The organism is Pseudoflavonifractor capillosus (assembly GCF_016899775.1).
GTDB lineage: Bacteria > Bacillota > Clostridia > Oscillospirales > Oscillospiraceae > Lawsonibacter.
The window spans coordinates 48,466-67,029 of the sequence record NZ_JACJJE010000002.1 but is presented as its reverse complement, the minus strand read 5'-3'; the positions used below and the strand labels follow the sequence as shown (position 1 = coordinate 67,029).

17 protein-coding genes, 5 tRNA genes and 1 other annotated feature are annotated in these 18,564 nt (G+C 61.5%); of the genes, 4 read left to right on the top strand and 18 right to left on the bottom strand.

Features of this window, described 5'->3' with window-relative positions:
• Positions 1-7 precede the first annotated feature (7 nt).
• From H6B31_RS01175 to pyrB, 7 genes are all read right to left on the bottom strand, one after another.
• Positions 8-83 (bottom strand) — tRNA-Lys (locus H6B31_RS01175).
• A gap of 9 nt (positions 84-92) precedes the next feature.
• Positions 93-167: transfer RNA gene (locus H6B31_RS01170), tRNA-Gln, on the bottom strand.
• Positions 168-226: 59 nt separating this feature from the next.
• Positions 227-303: transfer RNA gene (locus H6B31_RS01165), tRNA-His, on the bottom strand.
• Between the two features lie 50 nt (positions 304-353).
• Positions 354-430 (bottom strand) — tRNA-Arg (locus H6B31_RS01160).
• A gap of 3 nt (positions 431-433) precedes the next feature.
• Positions 434-507: transfer RNA gene (locus H6B31_RS01155), tRNA-Gly, on the bottom strand.
• A 127-nt stretch (positions 508-634) separates the two neighbouring features.
• Positions 635-1,969: a CNNM domain-containing protein gene (locus H6B31_RS01150; RefSeq protein ID WP_204896822.1), complete on the bottom strand. Its 1,335-nt coding sequence runs from the start codon at positions 1,967-1,969 to the stop codon at positions 635-637.
• 308 nt (positions 1,970-2,277) lie between these two features.
• Positions 2,278-3,339: an aspartate carbamoyltransferase gene (gene pyrB / locus H6B31_RS01145; RefSeq protein ID WP_087289886.1), complete on the bottom strand. Its 1,062-nt coding sequence runs from the start codon at positions 3,337-3,339 to the stop codon at positions 2,278-2,280.
• 386 nt (positions 3,340-3,725) lie between these two features.
• On the opposite strand from pyrB, the gene H6B31_RS01140 reads away from it, so the two are divergent.
• Entirely contained in the window at positions 3,726-4,148 is a 423-nt protein-coding gene (locus H6B31_RS01140) for a hypothetical protein (RefSeq protein ID WP_204896821.1), read from the top strand.
• A gap of 38 nt (positions 4,149-4,186) precedes the next feature.
• Here the strand turns inward: H6B31_RS01140 and H6B31_RS01135 are convergent, their stop codons facing one another.
• The 7 genes from H6B31_RS01135 to ilvB (H6B31_RS01105) all read right to left on the bottom strand — a co-directional run bounded on the left by H6B31_RS01135 (position 4,187) and on the right by ilvB (H6B31_RS01105) (position 10,591).
• Positions 4,187-4,402: a hypothetical protein gene (locus H6B31_RS01135; protein ID WP_204896820.1), complete on the bottom strand. Its 216-nt coding sequence runs from the start codon at positions 4,400-4,402 to the stop codon at positions 4,187-4,189.
• A gap of 108 nt (positions 4,403-4,510) precedes the next feature.
• Positions 4,511-4,675, bottom strand: coding sequence for a CopG family transcriptional regulator (locus H6B31_RS01130; protein ID WP_191345794.1), 165 nt, complete (start codon positions 4,673-4,675; stop codon positions 4,511-4,513).
• Between the two features lie 132 nt (positions 4,676-4,807).
• Positions 4,808-5,827, bottom strand: coding sequence for a ketol-acid reductoisomerase (gene ilvC, locus H6B31_RS01125; protein WP_204896819.1), 1,020 nt, complete (start codon positions 5,825-5,827; stop codon positions 4,808-4,810).
• Positions 5,828-5,990: 163 nt separating this feature from the next.
• A complete protein-coding gene (ilvN, locus tag H6B31_RS01120; RefSeq protein ID WP_087289894.1) occupies positions 5,991-6,557 on the bottom strand; it encodes an acetolactate synthase small subunit in 567 nt (188 codons plus the stop codon).
• Positions 6,558-6,572: 15 nt separating this feature from the next.
• Positions 6,573-8,282 (bottom strand): biosynthetic-type acetolactate synthase large subunit, encoded by a 1,710-nt coding sequence (gene ilvB / locus H6B31_RS01115; protein WP_207752227.1) that lies wholly within the window; start codon positions 8,280-8,282, stop codon positions 6,573-6,575.
• Between the two features lie 176 nt (positions 8,283-8,458).
• Positions 8,459-8,944, bottom strand: a complete 486-nt coding sequence (ilvN, locus tag H6B31_RS01110) for an acetolactate synthase small subunit (RefSeq protein WP_087289898.1) — start codon at positions 8,942-8,944, stop codon at positions 8,459-8,461.
• A gap of 18 nt (positions 8,945-8,962) precedes the next feature.
• A complete protein-coding gene (gene ilvB, locus H6B31_RS01105; RefSeq protein WP_204896877.1) occupies positions 8,963-10,591 on the bottom strand; it encodes a biosynthetic-type acetolactate synthase large subunit in 1,629 nt (542 codons plus the stop codon).
• A 54-nt stretch (positions 10,592-10,645) separates the two neighbouring features.
• Positions 10,646-10,885: a binding site (T-box leader), on the bottom strand.
• A 182-nt stretch (positions 10,886-11,067) separates the two neighbouring features.
• Here ilvB (H6B31_RS01105) and H6B31_RS01100 point away from each other — a divergent pair.
• Genes H6B31_RS01100 through H6B31_RS01090 form a run of 3 tightly spaced genes read left to right on the top strand, consistent with a single transcriptional unit; the run spans position 11,068 to position 12,945 of the window.
• Positions 11,068-11,544 (top strand): RNA polymerase sigma factor, encoded by a 477-nt coding sequence (locus H6B31_RS01100; RefSeq protein ID WP_204896817.1) that lies wholly within the window; start codon positions 11,068-11,070, stop codon positions 11,542-11,544.
• A 3-nt stretch (positions 11,545-11,547) separates the two neighbouring features.
• Positions 11,548-12,471, top strand: a complete 924-nt coding sequence (locus H6B31_RS01095; RefSeq protein ID WP_204896816.1) for a hypothetical protein — start codon at positions 11,548-11,550, stop codon at positions 12,469-12,471.
• Positions 12,472-12,945, top strand: a complete 474-nt coding sequence (locus tag H6B31_RS01090; protein WP_204896815.1) for a stalk domain-containing protein — start codon at positions 12,472-12,474, stop codon at positions 12,943-12,945.
• Positions 12,946-13,765: 820 nt separating this feature from the next.
• Here H6B31_RS01090 and metG read toward each other — a convergent pair.
• From metG to mnmA, 4 genes are all read right to left on the bottom strand, one after another.
• Entirely contained in the window at positions 13,766-15,733 is a 1,968-nt protein-coding gene (gene metG, locus H6B31_RS01085) for a methionine--tRNA ligase (RefSeq protein ID WP_204896814.1), read from the bottom strand.
• Between the two features lie 31 nt (positions 15,734-15,764).
• On the bottom strand, positions 15,765-16,622 hold the full coding sequence (locus tag H6B31_RS01080; RefSeq protein ID WP_204896813.1) for a hypothetical protein: 858 nt from the start codon (positions 16,620-16,622) through the stop codon (positions 15,765-15,767).
• Between the two features lie 273 nt (positions 16,623-16,895).
• A complete protein-coding gene (locus H6B31_RS01075; protein WP_204896812.1) occupies positions 16,896-17,210 on the bottom strand; it encodes a hypothetical protein in 315 nt (104 codons plus the stop codon).
• A 40-nt stretch (positions 17,211-17,250) separates the two neighbouring features.
• Positions 17,251-18,342, bottom strand: coding sequence for a tRNA 2-thiouridine(34) synthase MnmA (gene mnmA, locus H6B31_RS01070; protein ID WP_243418782.1), 1,092 nt, complete (start codon positions 18,340-18,342; stop codon positions 17,251-17,253).
• Positions 18,343-18,564: the final 222 nt, after the last annotated feature.

Sequence of the window (18,564 nt, the reverse complement as noted above, 5' to 3'; positions counted from 1 at the left end):
TTCTTTTTGGTGACCCAGCGGAGATTCGAACTCCGGACACCCTGCTTAAAAGGCAGGTGCTCTGCCAACTGAGCTACTGGGTCATATAAAATTGGCAGGGATGGCTGGACTCGAACCAGCGAGTGAGGGAGTCAAAGTCCCTTGCCTTACCACTTGGCTACACCCCTATCTCGCAAGGGAAAAATGGCGAGGGCCGGAGCCGAAGCTCCGGCCCTTCCGCCTTGTGTGGGGTGGGTAAAGGGACTCGAACCCTCGACACCCGGAACCACAATCCGGTGCTCTAACCAACTGAGCTACACCCACCATATCTGACTGTCCATGAGGGAAACCAGCGGCAGCCACACAGAAAAAAGTGGCACGCCTGAAGGGATTCGAACCCCTGACCCACTGCTTAGAAGGCAGTTGCTCTATCCACCTGAGCTACAGGCGCATATGGAGCGGGTGATGGGAATCGAACCCACGCGACCAGCTTGGAAGGCTGGGATTCTACCATTGAACTACACCCGCATGGATGGCTTGTTCCTCTCACGTCAGCCATGAAATAATACCACATTTTGCAGGGAGTTGTCAATCCCTTTTTTCACATTTTTCTATTTTGGCCGCCCCTGAAATAGGGGCGGCCATGAAAAGCCTATCAGGCGCTCTCCTGCTCCTCAGTATCGTCAGGCAGCTTACGGACCAGAACGGAGCGAATCCGGTGGTCCTCCACCTTCTCCGCCTGGAGCTCCAGGCCGTGGACCTGGACCAGGGGACGGCTGCCGTCCTCGGGGATGGTGCGCAGGCAGCTGAGCAGCATGCCGCCCACCGTATCATAGTCCTCGTCCTCGGGCAGCTCCATATCCAGCTCCTCGGCCAGGTCTTCCACACTGAGGGAGCCGCTCACCCGCCACAGGTTTTCGCCCAGCTGCTCCAGCTCCTGGGGCTCGGCGGGGTCGAACTCGTCGTAGATGTTGCCCACGATCTCCTCCAGCAGGTCCTCCACCGTGATGACGCCGGCCAGCTCGCCGTACTCGTCCAGCACCACGGCCAGATGGATCTTCTTGATCTGCATATCCCGCAGCAGGTCGTCGGCGGACAGGCTCTCCGGCACCAGATAGGCCGGGCGCATCAGATCCCGCACAGACTTGGTCCCGTCGGAGACCCAGTCCACCAGGAAGTCCCGGGTGTTGAGCACACCCAGGATGTCGCTCTCATCCTCCCCGTACACCGGGAAGCGGGACAGGCCGGTGGAGCGGATGGTGTCCAGAACCTCCTCCCGGGTGGCGTCCACGGAGATGGACTCCACGTCCGCCGCATGGGTCATCACATCGCTGACGGTCTGGTCCGAGAAGTCGAACACGTTGTGCAGCAGTTCCTTCTCGTCCTCATTGATAGAGCCGCTCTCGTTGCCCAGGTCGATCATCATGCGGATCTCGTCCTCTGTGACCTGCTCCTCCTCCACATCGGTCTTCATGCGCAGCAGGCGGAGCACCCCATTAGTGGACAGGGACAGCAGTTTTACCACCGGCTTGGCGATGGTGGCGATGGCAGAGACCACGCGGCAGGACAGCCGGGCCATCTCCATAGACTTCTGCATAGCGATCCGCTTGGGGACCAGCTCGCCGAATACCAGGGTGAAATAGGACAGGATGATGGTTACCACCACCAGAGAGATGGTGTCCAGCACCGACGCGGGAATGCCCACCCCCAGGCTCAGGAGCCAGGCGGTTAAGTACTCGGCGAAGGCGTCCCCGGCGAAGGCGGCGCCCAGGAAACCCGACAGAGTGATGGCAATTTGGATGGTGGACAAAAAGCCGGAGCTGTCCTCCACCATGTGCAGCAGTTTGGGCGCCAGCTTGTCGCCCTCTTCTTCCAGTTTTCGCAGTTTATTGGCGTTCAGCGAGATCACCGCGATCTCCGTCGCGGCGAAAAATGCATTGATCAAGATCAGAATGACCTGGACCAGCAGCTGAAACACAATGGTTTGCACGGTACTCGTTCCTCCTAATAAAATCCGTTACCTGAAAAAAAGCGCAAAAAAGCACGGCCTGCCCCGGCCAGGTCGGTCGGGCAGACTATGCTTTTTCAAAACAGTTCTATTGTCTCCAGCAGTCGTTTCGTCGCTGTCGGAATCCATAAAACAGGCGTCTCCTTCTCAAGCGGCGGGACCCTTCCCGCCTTCTTCCATACGGCACTTTGCAGCCGCTTTCCTATAACTATACCTGTGATCCAGCCTTCTGTCAAGATGTAATTTTATTCCTTAACACAACATTGACAGAAATCCTGCATTTCAGAGCCTCACTCCAGGGGGGCGTCGCAGAAGCCGCAGCAGTCCGCGCCGCCGATCTTTTTGATCAGGGGGGGCAGGTAGCGCTCCATCTGGGTGATGCAGCGGGGGTTGCGGCAGATGGGCTTGGTGCCGATCTCCACCGGAGCGGGGTGCTCGTCCCGGGGCTGGAGGGCCAGATGCTCCAGCAGGGCCATGCGGGCGAACATGCCGTAGCGGGCCTGCTGGAAGTACACCGCCCGGGGGTCGTCGTCCACGTCCACGGCGATCTCATCCACCCGGGGCAGGGGGTGCATCACCAGCATGTCCTTCTTGGCCCGCTCCAGCTTCCGGCGGGTGAGCACATAGATGCCCTTGTTCCGCTCGTACTCCAGGGGGTCCACAAAGCGCTCCTTCTGGATGCGGGTCATGTACAGCACGTCCAGCTGGGGGATGACCGCCTCCAGGCCGGTGACCTCGGTGAACCACATATTGTGCTCCCGCATAAAGACCCGCATGTAGTCGGGGACCGCCAATTCCCGGGGGGAGATGAGGAAGAATTTGATGTCCCGGAACTTGGCCATGGCCTTGATGAGGGAGTGGACGGTGCGGCCGTTCTTCAAATCGCCGCACAGCCCCAGGCACAGCCCATCCACACCGCCCCGCAGGCGGGTGATGGTGGTCAGGTCGGCCATGGTCTGGGTGGGGTGCATGTGGCCGCCGTCCCCGGCGTTCACCACCGGTACATGGGAGTACAGGGAGGCCGCCTTGGCCGAGCCCTCCCAGGGGGTGCGCATGACCACCACGTCGGCGTAGTTGGACACCATCCGCACCGTGTCCTTCATGCTCTCCCCCTTGGCCACCGAGGAGGAGTTGGGGTCGGCAAAGCCGAACACCGACCCGCCCAGCCGCATCATAGCGGTCTGGAAAGAGAAGTTGGTGCGGGTGGACGGCTCGTAAAACAGGTTGCAGGACACCTTGCCGTGGCACACGTCCACGAAGCGCTCCGGCGCATCCATGATCTCACTGGCCCGGGCGTACAGGGCCTCCCACTCCTCACGGGTCATATCTCCAAAGTCGATCAGATGTCGCATCACGGACCTTCCTTTCCCCGGTACAGCTCTAAAATTCCCGGCGGAGCACGCCGGGAGGATCTCTTGTCATTTCATATCATTGTATCACACGGAGAGGGGTCCCTTCAACACTAAAAAACAGATTTTTCTCCACACGGTTGCAGCCCTTGGCAGGAGGAGAAACAGGTGGACAAGATCGGAGTTTTTTTGTAGAATATACCTATCCGCAGGGCCCAGGCAGCAGTTTTAGTTGGAAAGGGGACGTTTTCGTGGACGGAAGACTGAGAAAAATTTCCGCAGTGCTTCTTTGCGGGCTGCTTGCCGGCTGTGCCGGGGAAGGGGCGGAGCCCTCGTGGGCGAGCCTGCCCTCGGACTATGAGTTGACCTGCGTATCAACCGCATCCCCCTTGTCCCTTCGTATTTCCACCGATTCCCCGGAGGACCTGGAGGGACAGGTGGTGTTTCAGGAGGACGGATGCAGCATCACCGTCAGCCAGGTCTCCAGATCCGGTGAGGGGGAATATACCATCCGATTTCAGGCCGCCGGGGGCAGCGACGATTCCGGCCGCTGTTCCCTGATTTCGGCCGCAGTTCCCGGCCAGGGGGAGTACAGCGGTGTAATCCGGAGCGCCGATATGTCGGTAGAGCCCGCCGATCTCTATACGGCCTATTACTCGTATCAGACCAGCGAGTTTACAGAGACCGGAAATGAATTTGAGGTCACCGTGCTTCAAATGCAGGATACTCCGTCCGGCGGGGTTCCCCAGGCCATCTCCCTAACCATTCCAGAATTGTACCGCATTGACGCGGTTCCCGGCGATGTGAAATAACAAGTCCCCCGGCTTTTGCCGGGGGACTGCTGGTAGATTCAGATGGTTTCCCGCACCTGTGCCAGGCACAGGTCCAGGTCTCCGCGCATTTTTTCCTGCACCTCATACAGATAGTCGCTGACCGCGTACAGTCCCTCTCCATAGGCGTGGTCCAGGGAAATGGCCGCCGAAACGGCCCTGGCCGCCTGGACGCCCCAGGTGAGCCGCTCCAGGTCCTCATCCAGGTCCAGCAGCTTCGTGCGCAGATCAAACATGATAAAACCTCCTTGTATTTTCCCGGGAGGTGTGGCATAATCAAATTTACCGGACCTCCGGGTTTGGTGCTTAGAGTGTTGGTGTTGCTTTCCGGGCTGGCCAACACTCTATTTTTGGGCCGATTTGATTCCCAATCGAATCAGCTCCAGCAGCGAATACCCGGTTGAGAGGCAGAACTGTTGAATTTCTGCTTTTTCCTCCGGGGTGATGCGGATGTAGAGCCGTTCCGTTTTGGGGTTTTCAATCTTCGGCCGCCCTTGGGATGGGGACATAGACTAACCCTCCTTTTCTGTCCGCACATTAAATATATATTGTGCGGACAGAAAAGTCAAGCCTATTTTGAATATTACGCAAAAAGCATCCCCCGGCAGCTGCCGGGGGATGCTTGATCTGTAAGGCAAAAATTAGTTGGAAGCGGTGTCCAGGTCGGTGTCGTCGCCCCAGAGCATGTTCTTGCGCAGCTCGGCGCCCACGGTCTCCATCTGGTGCTTGGCCAGCTGGGCCCGCTTGGCGTTGAAGAAGGTGCGGCCGTTCTTGTTCTCGGCGATCCACTTGCCGGCGAACACGCCGTCCTGGATGTCGGTCAGAACCGCCTTCATGTTCTTCTTGGTCTCCTCATAGGGCAGGACACGGGGGCCGGAGACATACTCGCCGAACTCCGCGGTGTCGGAGATGGAGTAGTTCATGGCAGCCACGCCGCCCTTGTTGATCAGGTCGATGATGAGCTTCATCTCGTGGATGCACTCGAAGTAGGCGTTCTCGGGCTCGTAGCCGGCTTCCACCAGAGTCTCGAAGCCCAGCTTCATCAGCTCCACCACGCCGCCGCACAGCACGGCCTGCTCGCCGAACAGGTCGGTCTCGGTCTCGTCCTGGAAGGTGGTCTCCATCACGCCGCCCCGGGCGCCGCCGATGCCGGCGGCATAGGCCAGAGCCAGCTTATAGGCGTCGCCGGTGGCGTTCTGCTCCACGGCGATCAGGCAGGGCACGCCCTTGCCGTTCACATAGGTGGAGCGGACGGTGTGGCCGGGGCCCTTGGGAGCGATCATGGTCACGTCCACGTCGGCGGGGGGCACGATCTGCTTGAAGTGGATGTTGAAGCCGTGGGCAAACATCAGCATGTTGCCCGCCTCCAGGTTGGGAGCGATGTCCCGCTTGTACACGTCGGCCTGGACCTCGTCGTTGACCAGAATCATCACGATGTCGCCCCACTTGGCGGCCTCGGGGATGGTCATGACCTTCAGCCCGGCCTCCTCGGCGTTCTTCCAGTTCTTGGAGCCGGCGCGCAGGCCAACGCACACGTCGCAGCCGGAATCCTTCAGGTTCAGGGCGTGAGCGTGGCCCTGGGAGCCGTAGCCGATGATGGCGATTTTCTTACCGTTGAGGTAGTTGATATCGCAGTCCTTCGCGTAGTACATCTTTGCCATGATAATACACTCCTTTTTGCTGATGGCATTAAGATTCAAATTCAAAACCCCAGGGGACCGGTCCTCGGTCCTCTTGGCGGATTGACAGGGTGTGGGGGCGGCTCTTATGCGCCCCAGTTTGCGGGCATTTGGTAGGGGCAACCCTTGCGGTCGCCCGCCTCTGTTACAGCACGTTTTTGCCGTAGTTGTACTCCTCCCGGAGCTTGCTGTCGTCGTAGATGGAGCTGCGGCCCCGCTCGATGGCCAGGGTGCCCGTCTTGGCCATCTCCAGGATGCCGAAGTCGGACAGCAGGTTGATGAGGGCGCCGGTCTTGCTCTTGTCCCCGAAGATGGCCACGGTGAGAGTCTCCCGGCTCACGTCGATGATGTTGGCCCGGAAGATGTTGGCCATCTGGATGATCTCGTCCCGGGTGGTGCGGTCCACCGCCATGACCTTGATCATGGCGAACTCCCGCTGGATGGAGGTCTCCTCGTCCAGAATCTTTACCACCTGCACCGGAATCAGCTTCCGGCACTGGGCGGCGATCTGGTTGACCATCAGCTCGTCCCCCAGAATCACAATGGTGATGCGGGTGAGCCCGGGCTGGCTGGTCTCGCCGGAGACGATGGACTCGATGTTGTACCCCTTGCGGGAGAACAGACGGGCCACCTGGCTGAGTACGCCGGGGATGTCCTGGACCAGCAGGGAGAGGGTGTAGAGCTTCTTTTCCGTGTCAAAGGTCTTTTTCATCGCTTCACGCCCTCCTTACTTCAGCAGAAAATCGGTGATGTGGGCGCCGCCGGCCACCATGGGCCGGACCATCTCGTCCATATCCACCTGGCAGTCGATGACATAGCCGCAGCCGCAGGACAGGGCCTCCTGGAGGGCCTGCTCCATCTCGGCGCGGTTGGTGACCCGCTTGCCCTTCAGACCGTAGGCCTCGGCCAGCTTCACAAAGTCGGGCCCCCGGTCCAGGGTGGTCTGGGAGTAGTGCTCGTGGTAGATGAGGTGCTGCCACTGGCGCACCATGCCCAGGGTGCCGTTGTTGAATACCACCGTGATAATAGGCAGATGGTAGTGCTCCACGGTGGCCAGCTCGTGGCAGTTCATGCGGAAGCAGCCGTCGCCGGTGGTGTGGACCACCACCTTGTCCGGGTTGCCGATCTTGGCCCCGATGGCCGCCCCCAGGCCGAAGCCCATGGTGCCGAAGCCGCCGCTGGTGAGCAGCTGACCGGGGTAGTTGAAGTGGAAGTGCTGGATGGACCACATCTGGTGCTGGCCCACATCGGTGGCCACGATGGCGTCCCGGGGGACCGCCTTCTCAATGGCGTCCAGAATCTGGCCGGGGGTGAGCTTGTCCCCCTCCTCCACCACCTGGGGCTCCCGCAGGGGGAGGATATGTTCCTTCCAAGACTGGTGGTGGTACTGGGGCAGGCGCTCGTTGAGCAGCTCCAGCACCCGCTTGGCCGACCCGATGATGTGGTGGTCGGTGAGCACGTTCTTGTCGATCTCCGAGCGGTCGATGTCGATGTGGACGATCTTGGCCTGGCTGGCGAAGGTGTCTGGCTGGAGGGCCACCCGGTCGGAGAACCGGCAGCCCACGGCAATCAGTAAATCGCACTCATTGCAGGCCACGTTGCTGGCCTGGGAGCCGTGCATGCCGATCATGCCGGTGGTGAGGGGATGGGCACCCGGGAAGCCGCCGCCGCCCATGACGGTGATGGCCACCGGGGCGTCCAGCTTCTCGGCAAATTCCCGGAACTGCTTGTCCGCCCGGCCCCGGACCACGCCGCCGCCGCAGATGAGCAGAGGCCGCTCCGACTGGGCAATCATCTCCACCAGCTTGTCCACGTCGCCCAGGTCGGGCTCGGGGGCCTTCAGGCCGTGGCTCACCGCCAGCTGCCGGATGCTGTTGGTCTCCCGGTTCTGGGTCCAGGGGATGAACTCATAGTCGATCTCCACGCTGGGGGCGGTGACGTTTTTCAAAAAGTCGATGAGCACCGGGCCGGGCCGGCCGGTGGCCGCCACGGCGAAGGCCTGGCGCATCACGTCGGGGATGGTCTTGGGGTCCCGGACCAGGTAGGTGGCCTTGGTGATGGGCATGGCGATGCCGGTGATGTCCACCTCCTGGAAGGCGTCCTTGCCCAGGGTCTCCTCGGTGACGTTGCAAGTGATGAACACCACGGGGGAGGAGTCCATGTAGGCGGTGGCGATGCCGGTGGTCAGGTTGGTGGCCCCCGGGCCGGAGGTGGCGAAGCACACTCCCACCTTGCCGGTGGAACGGGCATAGCCGTCGGCGGCGTGGGAGGCCCCCTGCTCGTGAGCAGTCAAAATGTGGTGAATCTTGTCCTGATAGTTGTAAAGCTCATCATAGAGGTTCAGGATGGTCCCGCCGGGATACCCAAAGACGGTGTCCACCTCCTGCTCCAGCAGGCACTCCAGGATGGCTTGGGTTGCTCTTACTTTCACATTCATGCCTCCAAAAAATGCAGAATGCAGAGTGCAGAATGCAGAATGAATGGACGATACCGCCCGTTTCTGCGAATATTCTGCGAAATTTGGAACATTCTGCGCGAATTTTTCTCACTGGCGGAAGGCATCGCGCAAAAACACAGTCCATTCTGCATTCCTGCATTCTGCCTTCTGCATTCTCAGATCTTCCCTCCGCCCTTCTGCACGGCGATGACGCCGGTGCGGGCCACCTCCAGGATGGAGAAGGGGCGCATCATGGACTGGAAGGTGTCCAGCCGCTCCGGAGTGTCGGAGAGCTCCATGGTCATGGAGCTGGGGGAGATGTCGTCCACCTTGGCCCCCATGATCTCACAGATGGTCATAATGTCCTGGCGGGTCTTGTTGTTGGCGTTTACCTTTAAAATCATCAGCTCCCGGCCGATGAGGTTGTTCTCCTCCAGGGTGCGGACTTTAATCACGTCCACCAGCTTGTTGAGCTGCTTCTCCACCTGCTCCACCACGCTGTTTCCGCTGTCCACGATGATGGTGATGCGGGAGATGGTGGGGTCGTCGGTGACCCCCACCGCCAGGGAGTCGATGTTGAAGGCCCGGCGGGAGAACAGCCCGGTGATGCGGTTGAGCACGCCGGCCTGGTTTTCCACCAGAATGGAAATGGTCTGTTTCATAAGATCTCCTCCCCTCCCTTAGTCGTTGGTGCCCACGTCCGGGTGGACTTTCACGATGAGCAGGCAGCAGCCGCGGACAGCCAGGAACTGGTCCAGCACCTCGTCCACCTTGTCCTCGTCGTCCACGGTCAGGCTGGGGATGCCGTAGGCTCCGGCCACAGCGGAGAAGTCCGGGGAGCCGTCCAGGGCCACGCCGAAGGGGCCGTGGTAGGGGGCGGACTTCTGAATCTGGTGAACCAGGCCCAGAGTGTTGTTCTGGAACAGGACGATCTTCACGTCCAGGTCGGCCGCCCGGATGGCGGAGAGCTCGTTCATAGCCATCTGGAAGGAGCCGTCGCCGCACACCACGATGTTCTGGCGCTCCGGCGCCGCCACCTTGGCCCCGATGCCGGCGGGCAGGGCGTAGCCCATGGTGCCCAGGCCGCCGCTGGTGAGCAGCCGCCCGTGCTTCTGGGGCAGGTACTTACAAGTGAAAATCTGGTTCTGGCCCACGTCCACGCTGACCACCGCGTCGTCGTCCAGCTTGGCACCCAGCTTCCGCAGGAGGGTGCCGGGGAACACGGAGCCCTCCCGCCGGGGGAAGACCCGGTTCAGCTCCGCCTTCCGGTAGTCCTTCAGCTGGTCCAGCCAGGCAGTGGAGTCGGTGACCGGCACACCCCGGTCCAGAATCTGTCTCAAAATGACCTTCACATCGCCCACCAGGGGGATGGCGGCTTCCATGTTCTTGCCGATCTCCGCCGGGTCCACGTCGATGTGGATGGTGGCCATGCGCCGCTGAATCTCCTTGGGGTCCACCATGGCCCGGTCGGCGGCACGGGTGCCCACCATGATGAGCAGGTCCGCCTTGGCCAGTGCCTGGTTGGCGCAGTGATTGCCGTGGGCCCCGATCATGCCCATGTTCAGGGGGTGGTCGGTGGCCATGAGGGAGATGCCCATCATAGTCTTGACCACCGGGATGGCACAGCTCTCCGCCAGCTCCAGCAGCTCGTCCCGGGCGTTGGCCAGCCACACGCCGCCGCCGGCGCAGATGAGGGGCTGCTTGGCCCGGGCGATGGCCTCCACCACCCGCTTGATCTGAAGATCGTTGCCCTTGACGCTGGGCTTATAGCCCCGGATGTTCACCGCATCCGGGTACTGGAATTTTTTCAGGGTCTGCTCCTGCACGTCGATGGGGATATCGATGAGCACCGGGCCGGGGCGGCCGGTGGAGGCGATGTGAAAGGCCTCCTTTACCACCCGGGGGATGTCGTTGGCGTCCTTCACCAGATAGCTGTGCTTGGAGAAGGGGGCCACGGCCCCGGTGATGTCCACCTCCTGAAAGATGTCCCGGCCCAGCAGATTGCTGGGCACCTGGCCGGTGATGGCCACCATGGGGATGGAGTCCATGTAGGCGGTGGCGATGCCGGTGATCAGGTTGGTGGCCCCCGGGCCGCTGGTCACCATGCACACCCCGACCTTTCCGCTCATGCGGGCGTAACCCGAGGCCATGTGCCCCGCGTTCTGCTCGGTCCGCACCAGGGTGTAGGCAATCTCCGGGTGCTCCTTCAGGGCGTCCACCGCCGGGCAGATGGTCGCTCCCGCGTATCCAAACATGTGCTCTACATTCTCTCGCTTCAAGCTCTCGATCAAAGCCTGCGCTCCATTCATCACACCGTCACCTCCGCAAATCACAAAACAAAAACGGCCTCGTCCCATCTCATTCGATAGGACGAAGCCGTATATTTACTCCGTGGTACCACCTAACTTCACAGGCAGGGCCTGTGCGCTCATTGCCCCGATAACGGTGGGCCTCCGTCCCCGCCTACTCAGGACTCGAAAAATGTCCCGTTCAGCAGGACGGCTCACGGGCGAGCTTCAGACTTGGGTCCTTTCCTGGAGCTTTCACCAGCCGCTCCTTCTCTGTGCGTCCAGACCCGCTTACTTCCCGGTCATTGCCATGGTATCTGATTGAACCGCCGGACGATACCGGCAAAATGTAACTTGCAATTATCTTACTCCCAACCTCGGGGAATTGTCAATTCTTTTTTTCGAACCAGATCTTCTGATGTGGTAAAATATTTTTTAACACAGCCTGCAACATTTTTGCTCCCTGCGGGGTGTTTGGGGTGAAAGGAGGAGAGGACATGGACCCAACTCAGGACCGGGACAGCCCGGAGGCGGTCATCCGGCGCTACTCGGACATGGTCTACCGCCTGGCCTTTGCCCGGACGGGGAACCGCAGCGACGCGGAGGACCTGTACCAGGAGGTCTTTCTCCGGTACCTCACCCGCGCGCCCGCCTTCACCTCGGAGGAGCACCGGAAGGCCTGGCTGCTGCGGGTGGCGGTGAACTGCGCCAACCGCTTCCACACCGCCCCGTGGCGAAAGCGCACCGAGCCCCTCAGCGAGGCCCTGTCCGTCCCCGCCCCGGAGGGGGAGGACCTGTGGGAGGAGCTGCGGCGGCTGCCGGAGAAGGACCGCACCGTTCTGCACCTCTACTACTATGAGGACATGACCACCGAGGAGATCGCTCAAATGCTGGACCGGAACCCGGCCACGGTGCGCTCCCAGCTGCTGCGGGCGAGGGCGAAGCTGAAAAAACTGCTGGTGGAGGAGGGATGACCCATGCGTAAGGAGTATAAGCAGATGATGGACCAGCTCTCCCCCCGGGAGGAGCTGGTGGAGCAGGTGCTGGCCCAGGCCGGCGCCCATGCGGAACCGAGACAGAACAGGAGGAGACCCATGCATAAAAAGAAATTGATTCTGGCCCTGGCCGCCGCCCTGGTGGTGCTCACCGGGTCGGCCTTTGCCGCCGCCTACCAGGCGGGGGTGCTGGATATTTTCTTCCGGGGAGATACCAGCAGTTTGGAGTCTTACCGCACCATCCAGTCTACCGAGGATGAGAACTACCGGCTGACGGTGGACAGCCTGCGGGACGGAGACGGATTGTATCTGTATCTCACGGTAGAGCCAAAAACCGAGCAGGCCACTCAGGCCCTTCCAGAAATCCAGTGGGGACCGGATACCTTCTCCTTCACCCCCGGCATGACAAAAGGCTGGTGGGAATCGGAGGAGACCACCAATCCGGAGGTCAGCCGCTCCTTCTCCATTGAGACGAATCTGACCTTAAAAGCACTGGAGACCCTGGAACCCATTACCTTTTCCACCAACTTCATGGCGGAGGACTGCACCCTCCAGCTGCCCATCGACCAGTCCGCCCCCACGGCAAGCCGGAGTATCAACCAGGAAATTGAGGTGAATCCCCTCATCGGGGAGACAGAATACTGGACGGATGTGACCATCTCCTCCACCCGGTTCTCCTATACCAGCGTACAGAATGAACGCGGCTATACAATGTTAAACGGTGGACGCGGTGTGGCGGACCCGCTGATCTTCCTGAAAATGAAAGACGGAAGCATTTTGACCCGCTCCCAGCTGGGGTTGGGCCCTGCGGGAGAGGAACAGATTCTGGATGTGGAAGGACTTCCGGAAGAAAAGCGGATGGACCGAATCATTGACCATTTTAATATCGTCATCGACCCCACCTAGGTGGAATCCCTGATCGTGGGCGGAATGGAGTTCCCCATGGACGGGTCGGACCCCAAGGAAGTTCAGATGGACGAGGCCCTGCTCCCCTTCTATGCGGAAGCCATGGACTATCAGGACACCCAGGGCAATCCCACATCCTACGTGTCCTCCATGGAGGAGCTGTGTGAAAAACTAGGGGCGGACTACGCCTGGGACCCGGAGACCAAAACGGCCACCGGAGTCTATCGCGACGTAACCCTGCGGCTTACCGCCGGGTCTGGAACTGCGGAGATCGACGAGATGTCTACCCCAATCCAGGAGTACACCCACAGCTACCAGGCCATTCAAAACGGAGACACCGTCGCCGTCCACCCCTGTATTTTTGAGGCGGCGTGGCAGATCGGCCTCTCCCAGGACTATATACGGACGATTGACCACGTGGACGGTCAGCCTGTTGCCGAGACGGAGTGGCTGGATTGGATTGTCATTCCCTGACCGGGCGCCAGGTGTGCCGCCCCTACGGAATGACCTGAGGTGGTGCGTCCGGGAGGCCGCGCCCTGCGTGGGATGGAATCTCAGGGACGGGCGGGTCTGGGACCCGCCCCTACGGTTCAAACGGACCGCCCTCATAACCAGCACCGTTTCCCTCATCCGTCACGGCTTCGCCGTGCCACCTTCCCCTAAAGGGGAAGGCAAAAGGCTTGGATTTCAAAGCCTTCCCCTTTAGGGGAAGGTGCCCCCGAAGGGGGCGGATGAGGTGTCTGTGTTTTGAACCAGGCGCGTTTGTTCGGCAACGCCAGGCGCAGGTGTGAAATCGCAGCCGTTGCAATTTTGGGGAAGACAGGGCCCAGTGGCCCGGCAGGAACTCAGACCAGCCACTCAGATTTTGCGCGCCGAAACTATTGCAAGACCTAACAGGTACGCGTCCCTCGTAAAGGGGGTCCGGGGAAAGCGGTCCTATGGACCTAGGCGGAGCATAGCGGAGCCGTAGTCCATCGGCCGCGTCCCCGGCGATCCTTTGGGTACTTTCCCCATCGCTGGGAAAGTACCTCGCCGCCCGCAGGCGGCGAAACTCCCCTGCGAAAAGAGCCACCCAGCGGCCCGATGAGGGCATCGGGCCCTACAAAAAAGCGTTCTATTATTGGCCCCTCATCCGCCCCAGTGTGCGCACTGGGGCACCTTCCCTCGAGGGGGAAGGCTTGGGGATGCGCGGCGAAACGCAGTTTCGCACAAAGTTCTTTTGCTGCTTTTCTTTCAAGAAAAGCAGAGGGCGGAGGCCAAACGGCCTCCGCCCAAAATCATATTCCAGAAAAACTCAGCACATCTTTGCGCCGGCGGGAATCTTGTCGTCGATCATCAGCAGGTTCAGGCGCTCCTCGCCCTTCTCGGTGTGGACGGCGGAGATGAGCATGCCGTTGGACTCCAGCCCCATCATCTTCCGGGGGGGCAGGTTGACGATGGCCACCAGGGTCTTGCCCACCAGCTCCTCGGGCTTATAGTACATGGCGATGCCGGAGAGGATCTGCCGGTCGGTGCCGGTGCCGTCGTCCAGGGTGAAGCGCAGCAGCTTGTTGGACTTCTTCACCGGCTGGCAGTCCTTGACCTTGACGGCCCGGAAATCGCTCTTGCAGAAGGTGTCGAAGTCCACCTTCTCGGTGAGCTGGGGCTCCACCTCCAGGTCGGGGAGGGCGGCCTTCTTGGCCTCCTCAGCGGCCTTGTCCAGCTCCTCCAGGGCCTTGGCGGCGTCGACGCGGGGGAACAGGTTGTCGCCCCGGACCACGGTGACGCCGGCGGGGAGGGAGCCGTACTGAGCGGCACTCTCCCAGGTGGAGCAGGCCTCACAGGCGCCGATTTGCCGCAGAATCTCGGCGGCGGAGTCGGGCATAAAGGGGGTGAGGAGGATGGCGGAGATGCGCAGCACCTCCAGGAGGTTATACATGACGGTGGCCAGACGGGTGCCGTTGGCCTCCATGTCCTTGGCCAGCACCCAGGGGGCGTTCTCGTCAATGTACTTGTTGGCCCGGCCGATGACCTTGAAGACCTCCGCCAGGGCGTTCTGGAAGGCGTAGTGCTCCATCTGCTCCTCATAGCGGCCCCGCAGGCCGGAGGCCAGGGAGATCAGCTCCTCGTCCAGGGCGTCCGCCTGCCGCGCCTCGGGCAGGGTGCCGCCGAAGTACTTGCCCACCATGGACACGGTGCGGCTGAGCAGGTTGCCCAGGTCGTTGGCCAGGTCCACGTTGATGGTGTTGATGAGGGCCTCGTTGGAGAAGTTGCCGTCGGAGCCGAAGGGGAAGGTGCGCAGCAGGAAGAAGCGCAGGGCGTCCACCCCGAACTTCTCCGCCAGGATATAGGGGTCCACCACGTTGCCCTTGGACTTGGACATCTTGCCGCCGTCCAGGAGCAGCCAGCCGTGGCCGAATACCTTCTTGGGCAGGGGCATGTCCATGCTCATGAGCATGGCGGGCCAGATGATGGAGTGGAAGCGGACGATCTCCTTGCCCACGAAATGCACGTCGGCGGGCCAGTACTTGTCGTAGTCGTGGTACTGATCGTTGAGGAAGCCCAGGGCGGTGGTGTAGTTGAACAGGGCGTCCACCCACACATAGACCACGTGGCCCGGGTCGAAGTCCACCGGCACGCCCCAGGTGAAGGAGGTGCGGGAGACGCACAGGTCCTCCAGGCCGGGCTTGATGAAGTTGTTCACCATCTCGTTCACCCGGCTGCGGGGCTCCAGGAAGTCGGTGTCCTCCAGCAGGTGCTGGATCTTGTCCGCGTACTTGCTCAGGCGGAAGAAGTAGGCCTCCTCCTCCGCGTCCTGGACCTCCCGGCCGCAGTCGGGGCACTTGCCGTCCACCAGCTGGGACTCGGTCCAGAAGGACTCGCAGGGCTTGCAGTACTTGCCCACATAGCGGCCCTTGTAGATGTCCCCCTTCTCGTACATCTTCTTGAAAATCTTCTGAATGGCGGACACGTGGTAGTCGTCGGTGGTGCGGATGAAACGGTCGTTGGAAATGTTCATCAGCTTCCACAGGTCCTTGACCCCCCGGGGGCCCTCCACGATGCGGTCCACGAACTCCTTGGGGGAGACGCCGGCCTCCTTGGCCTTGTCCTCGATCTTCTGGCCGTGCTCGTCGGTGCCGGTGAGAAACAGCACGTCGCAGCCGGTGAGCCGCTTATACCGGGCCATGGCGTCGGTGGCCACGGTGCAGTAGGTGTGGCCGATGTGCAGCTTGTCGCTGGGGTAGTAGATGGGGGTGGTGATATAAAACTTTTTATTTTCCATGGGTGATGCTCCTCCCAAATTCAATTCCAAATTATTCTTCCACGGGGCCGGACTCCGGCTGGGGCATTCGCGGGCCGTCCGGCGTCTGGACCGGCCGGGACGGGCCGAAACGGTTCCGGGACAGGGCCATCAGAGCTCCCAGGGTGCACAGCACAAAGGACAGGGTGCTGAGGATCTGGAACAGGCCGGGGCGGTCTGCCAGGGATGCAAGCCCCAGAGAGATGCCCATCACTGCAAAGAAGGTGAAGCGGACCGGGTGGGGGCGGCGGTAGAAGAAGGCCGCCTGCTGATACAGGGCCAGCAGCAGGAACACAGCCGCCAGCAGGGGAATGAATACCCGGATCAGAATGGGGTCCCGGGAGTCCTCCTGATAGAGGGCCATCAGCCAGGGCAGGGCCGCGTAGGCGGGCAGGGCGGCGGGAGCCCGGACCTGGAGCCCGGTGATGCCGCGGTAGTTGTTCCGCCCGGAGACCAGGGCCCCGATGGAACCCACCAGGCAGAACAGCACCGACAGCCCAAAGGCCACGGGGAGCATGTTGTGCTGGGGGTCGATCTGCCAGGCCTGGTATTGATACATCAGCTCAGGCACGCCGGCTGCGGCGGAGAGCAGGAAACACATGCCGCCGGCGGTCATCACCGTCATGTAACCGGTGCTGGGGCAGAGGAAGGACTGCTCCGGCTTCTCCGCCGCCGTGCCCCCCCGGCCCAGCAGCAGGGCCAGCGCCCCCATCAGCACCGTCCAGACCACCAGGGCCAGAGAGGCGGGGGCGCCGTGGGCAAAGAGCTCGGTGGACGGATCGTAGGCGGAGGCATACTGCCACAGCCGCAGCAGGAATCCCACCGCCCCGCCGGCCAGGGCCAGGACGGGCAGGAAAATGTCTTTTCGCATGGTTCAAAAAACCTCCTCGGGGAAAACGGGGCCGCATGCGGCCCAACAGGTGTTTATCATAATGCGTGCGGAACAAAGCCGAAAGCCGAAGCGTTCAAGGCGTTCGGCTTTGTTCAAGTGGAGATTTGCACGGGTGTGCCGCGCAAATCAACCGCAAAGCGGTTGATTCAGCAGACATTATCATAGCCTATTTTCCCCAAAAACGCAAGAATAAAAGGAGAAAGATCCCAGCGGCCGCCGGGATCTTCCTCTGCAGCACAATTTCTGCCCAGATTACCTCAGCCGGGGGGCATTGACGCCGGACTGTCCGCCGCCGGTGGGGTCCCGGAACTGGAACCACAGGGCCAGGACCAGCAGAATGATGCCCACCAGGGAGAGGACGTTGGCCATGGCCTGCCCCATCATGCCCATATTGACCAGGAGATTGACCGCCGCCACCAGCACCAGGGAGAGAAGCAGGAGGTTTCGGGAGGTGCGGTTCATACGCTTGCGGCGGCCGTCGGAGGCAAACTCCGACTCCATGGCCGGGGCGCTGGCCGCGTTTCTTTTCTGCTGGGGATGGCGCTTTTTATGTTTCTTCTGACTCATGGAATGTCTGCTCCTTACTTAAAATCAGTCTCAATTTTCCTCAGAAATCCAAAGTTCTCTGGATGACGGCCCCGCCCACCACCAGGTCGCCGTCGTAAAAGACCACCGACTGCCCCGGGGTAATGGCCCGCTGGGGCTGCTCAAAGGTGACCCGGGCGGTGTCCGGACCGGTCTGCTCCAGCACGGCGGGCTGGGGGGCCATGCGGTAGCGCACCTTGGCCCATACCTTCAGAGGGGCCTCCAGACGCTCCATAGGGATCAGATTCAGCTCCCGGGCGGTGAGGGTTCTGCGGAACAGGGAGGCGTTGTCCCCCAGCACCACGGCGTTGTCCTCCGGCCGGACCTGCTGCACGTACAGCCGCCCCTGGCTGGAGGACACCCCCAGCCCCCGGCGCTGGCCCACCGTGTAGTGGATGATCCCCTGGTGGGTCCCCAGCACGTTCCCACTCGTATCCAGGAAGGGGCCAGAGGGGTACTCCCGGCCGGTGTGGTGCCGGAGAAAGGCGGCGTAGTCCCCATCGGGGACAAAGCAGATGTCCTGGCTGTCCCGCTTCCGGGCGCTGACCAGGCCGTGCTCCTGGGCAATGGTCCGGATCTCCTCTTTGGACAGCCGGCCCAGGGGGAGGCGCACCCGGGCGAGCTGCGCCTGGGTGAGAGACCAGAGGACATAGCTCTGGTCCTTCTCCGGGTGGAGGGCCTTTTTCAGTAGGAAGCGGCCGGAGCTCTCGTCCCGCTCCACCTGGGCGTAGTGGCCGGTGGCCAGAAGGGGATAGCCAAGCTTGTCCGCCTCCTCCAGAAGGGCGCCGAATTTGATGGTCCGGTTGCACACCACACAGGGGTTGGGGGTGCGGCCCGCCTCATACTCCGCCGCGAAGGGGTCCATGACGCATTGGGCAAAGCGGTCGGACAGGTCCAGGGTGTAGTGGGGGATGCCCAGCTGGGCGGCCACCGCCCGGGCGTCCTCCGCATCCTGAAGGGCGTGGCAGGCTTCTCCCCGGCCCGGGGCCAGGTCCTCCGGCTGAAACAGGCGCAGGGTGACGCCGGCGGTTTCCCAGCCCTCCTGCCGGAGCAGCCAGGCGGCCACGGAGCTGTCCACTCCGCCGCTCATGGCTACGGCAATGGTGTTGTGCAAAAGGGGTCCTCCTTTCCGGCAAGGCCGAACGCGATTAACTGAAAGTATACCACACTTTACGATCCGGCGCAACCGCCGGAGCCCCTTGGCTTTTCCCGCCCTCTGAGGCGGAGAGCGGCCGGGAGGCGGATATACATTTAGTATTGAATGAAAACTTGCACCGGAAAAAACACAAGATATAGTGGACAAGGGGGGCGGCATGTGCTATAATCAGGACCCGTG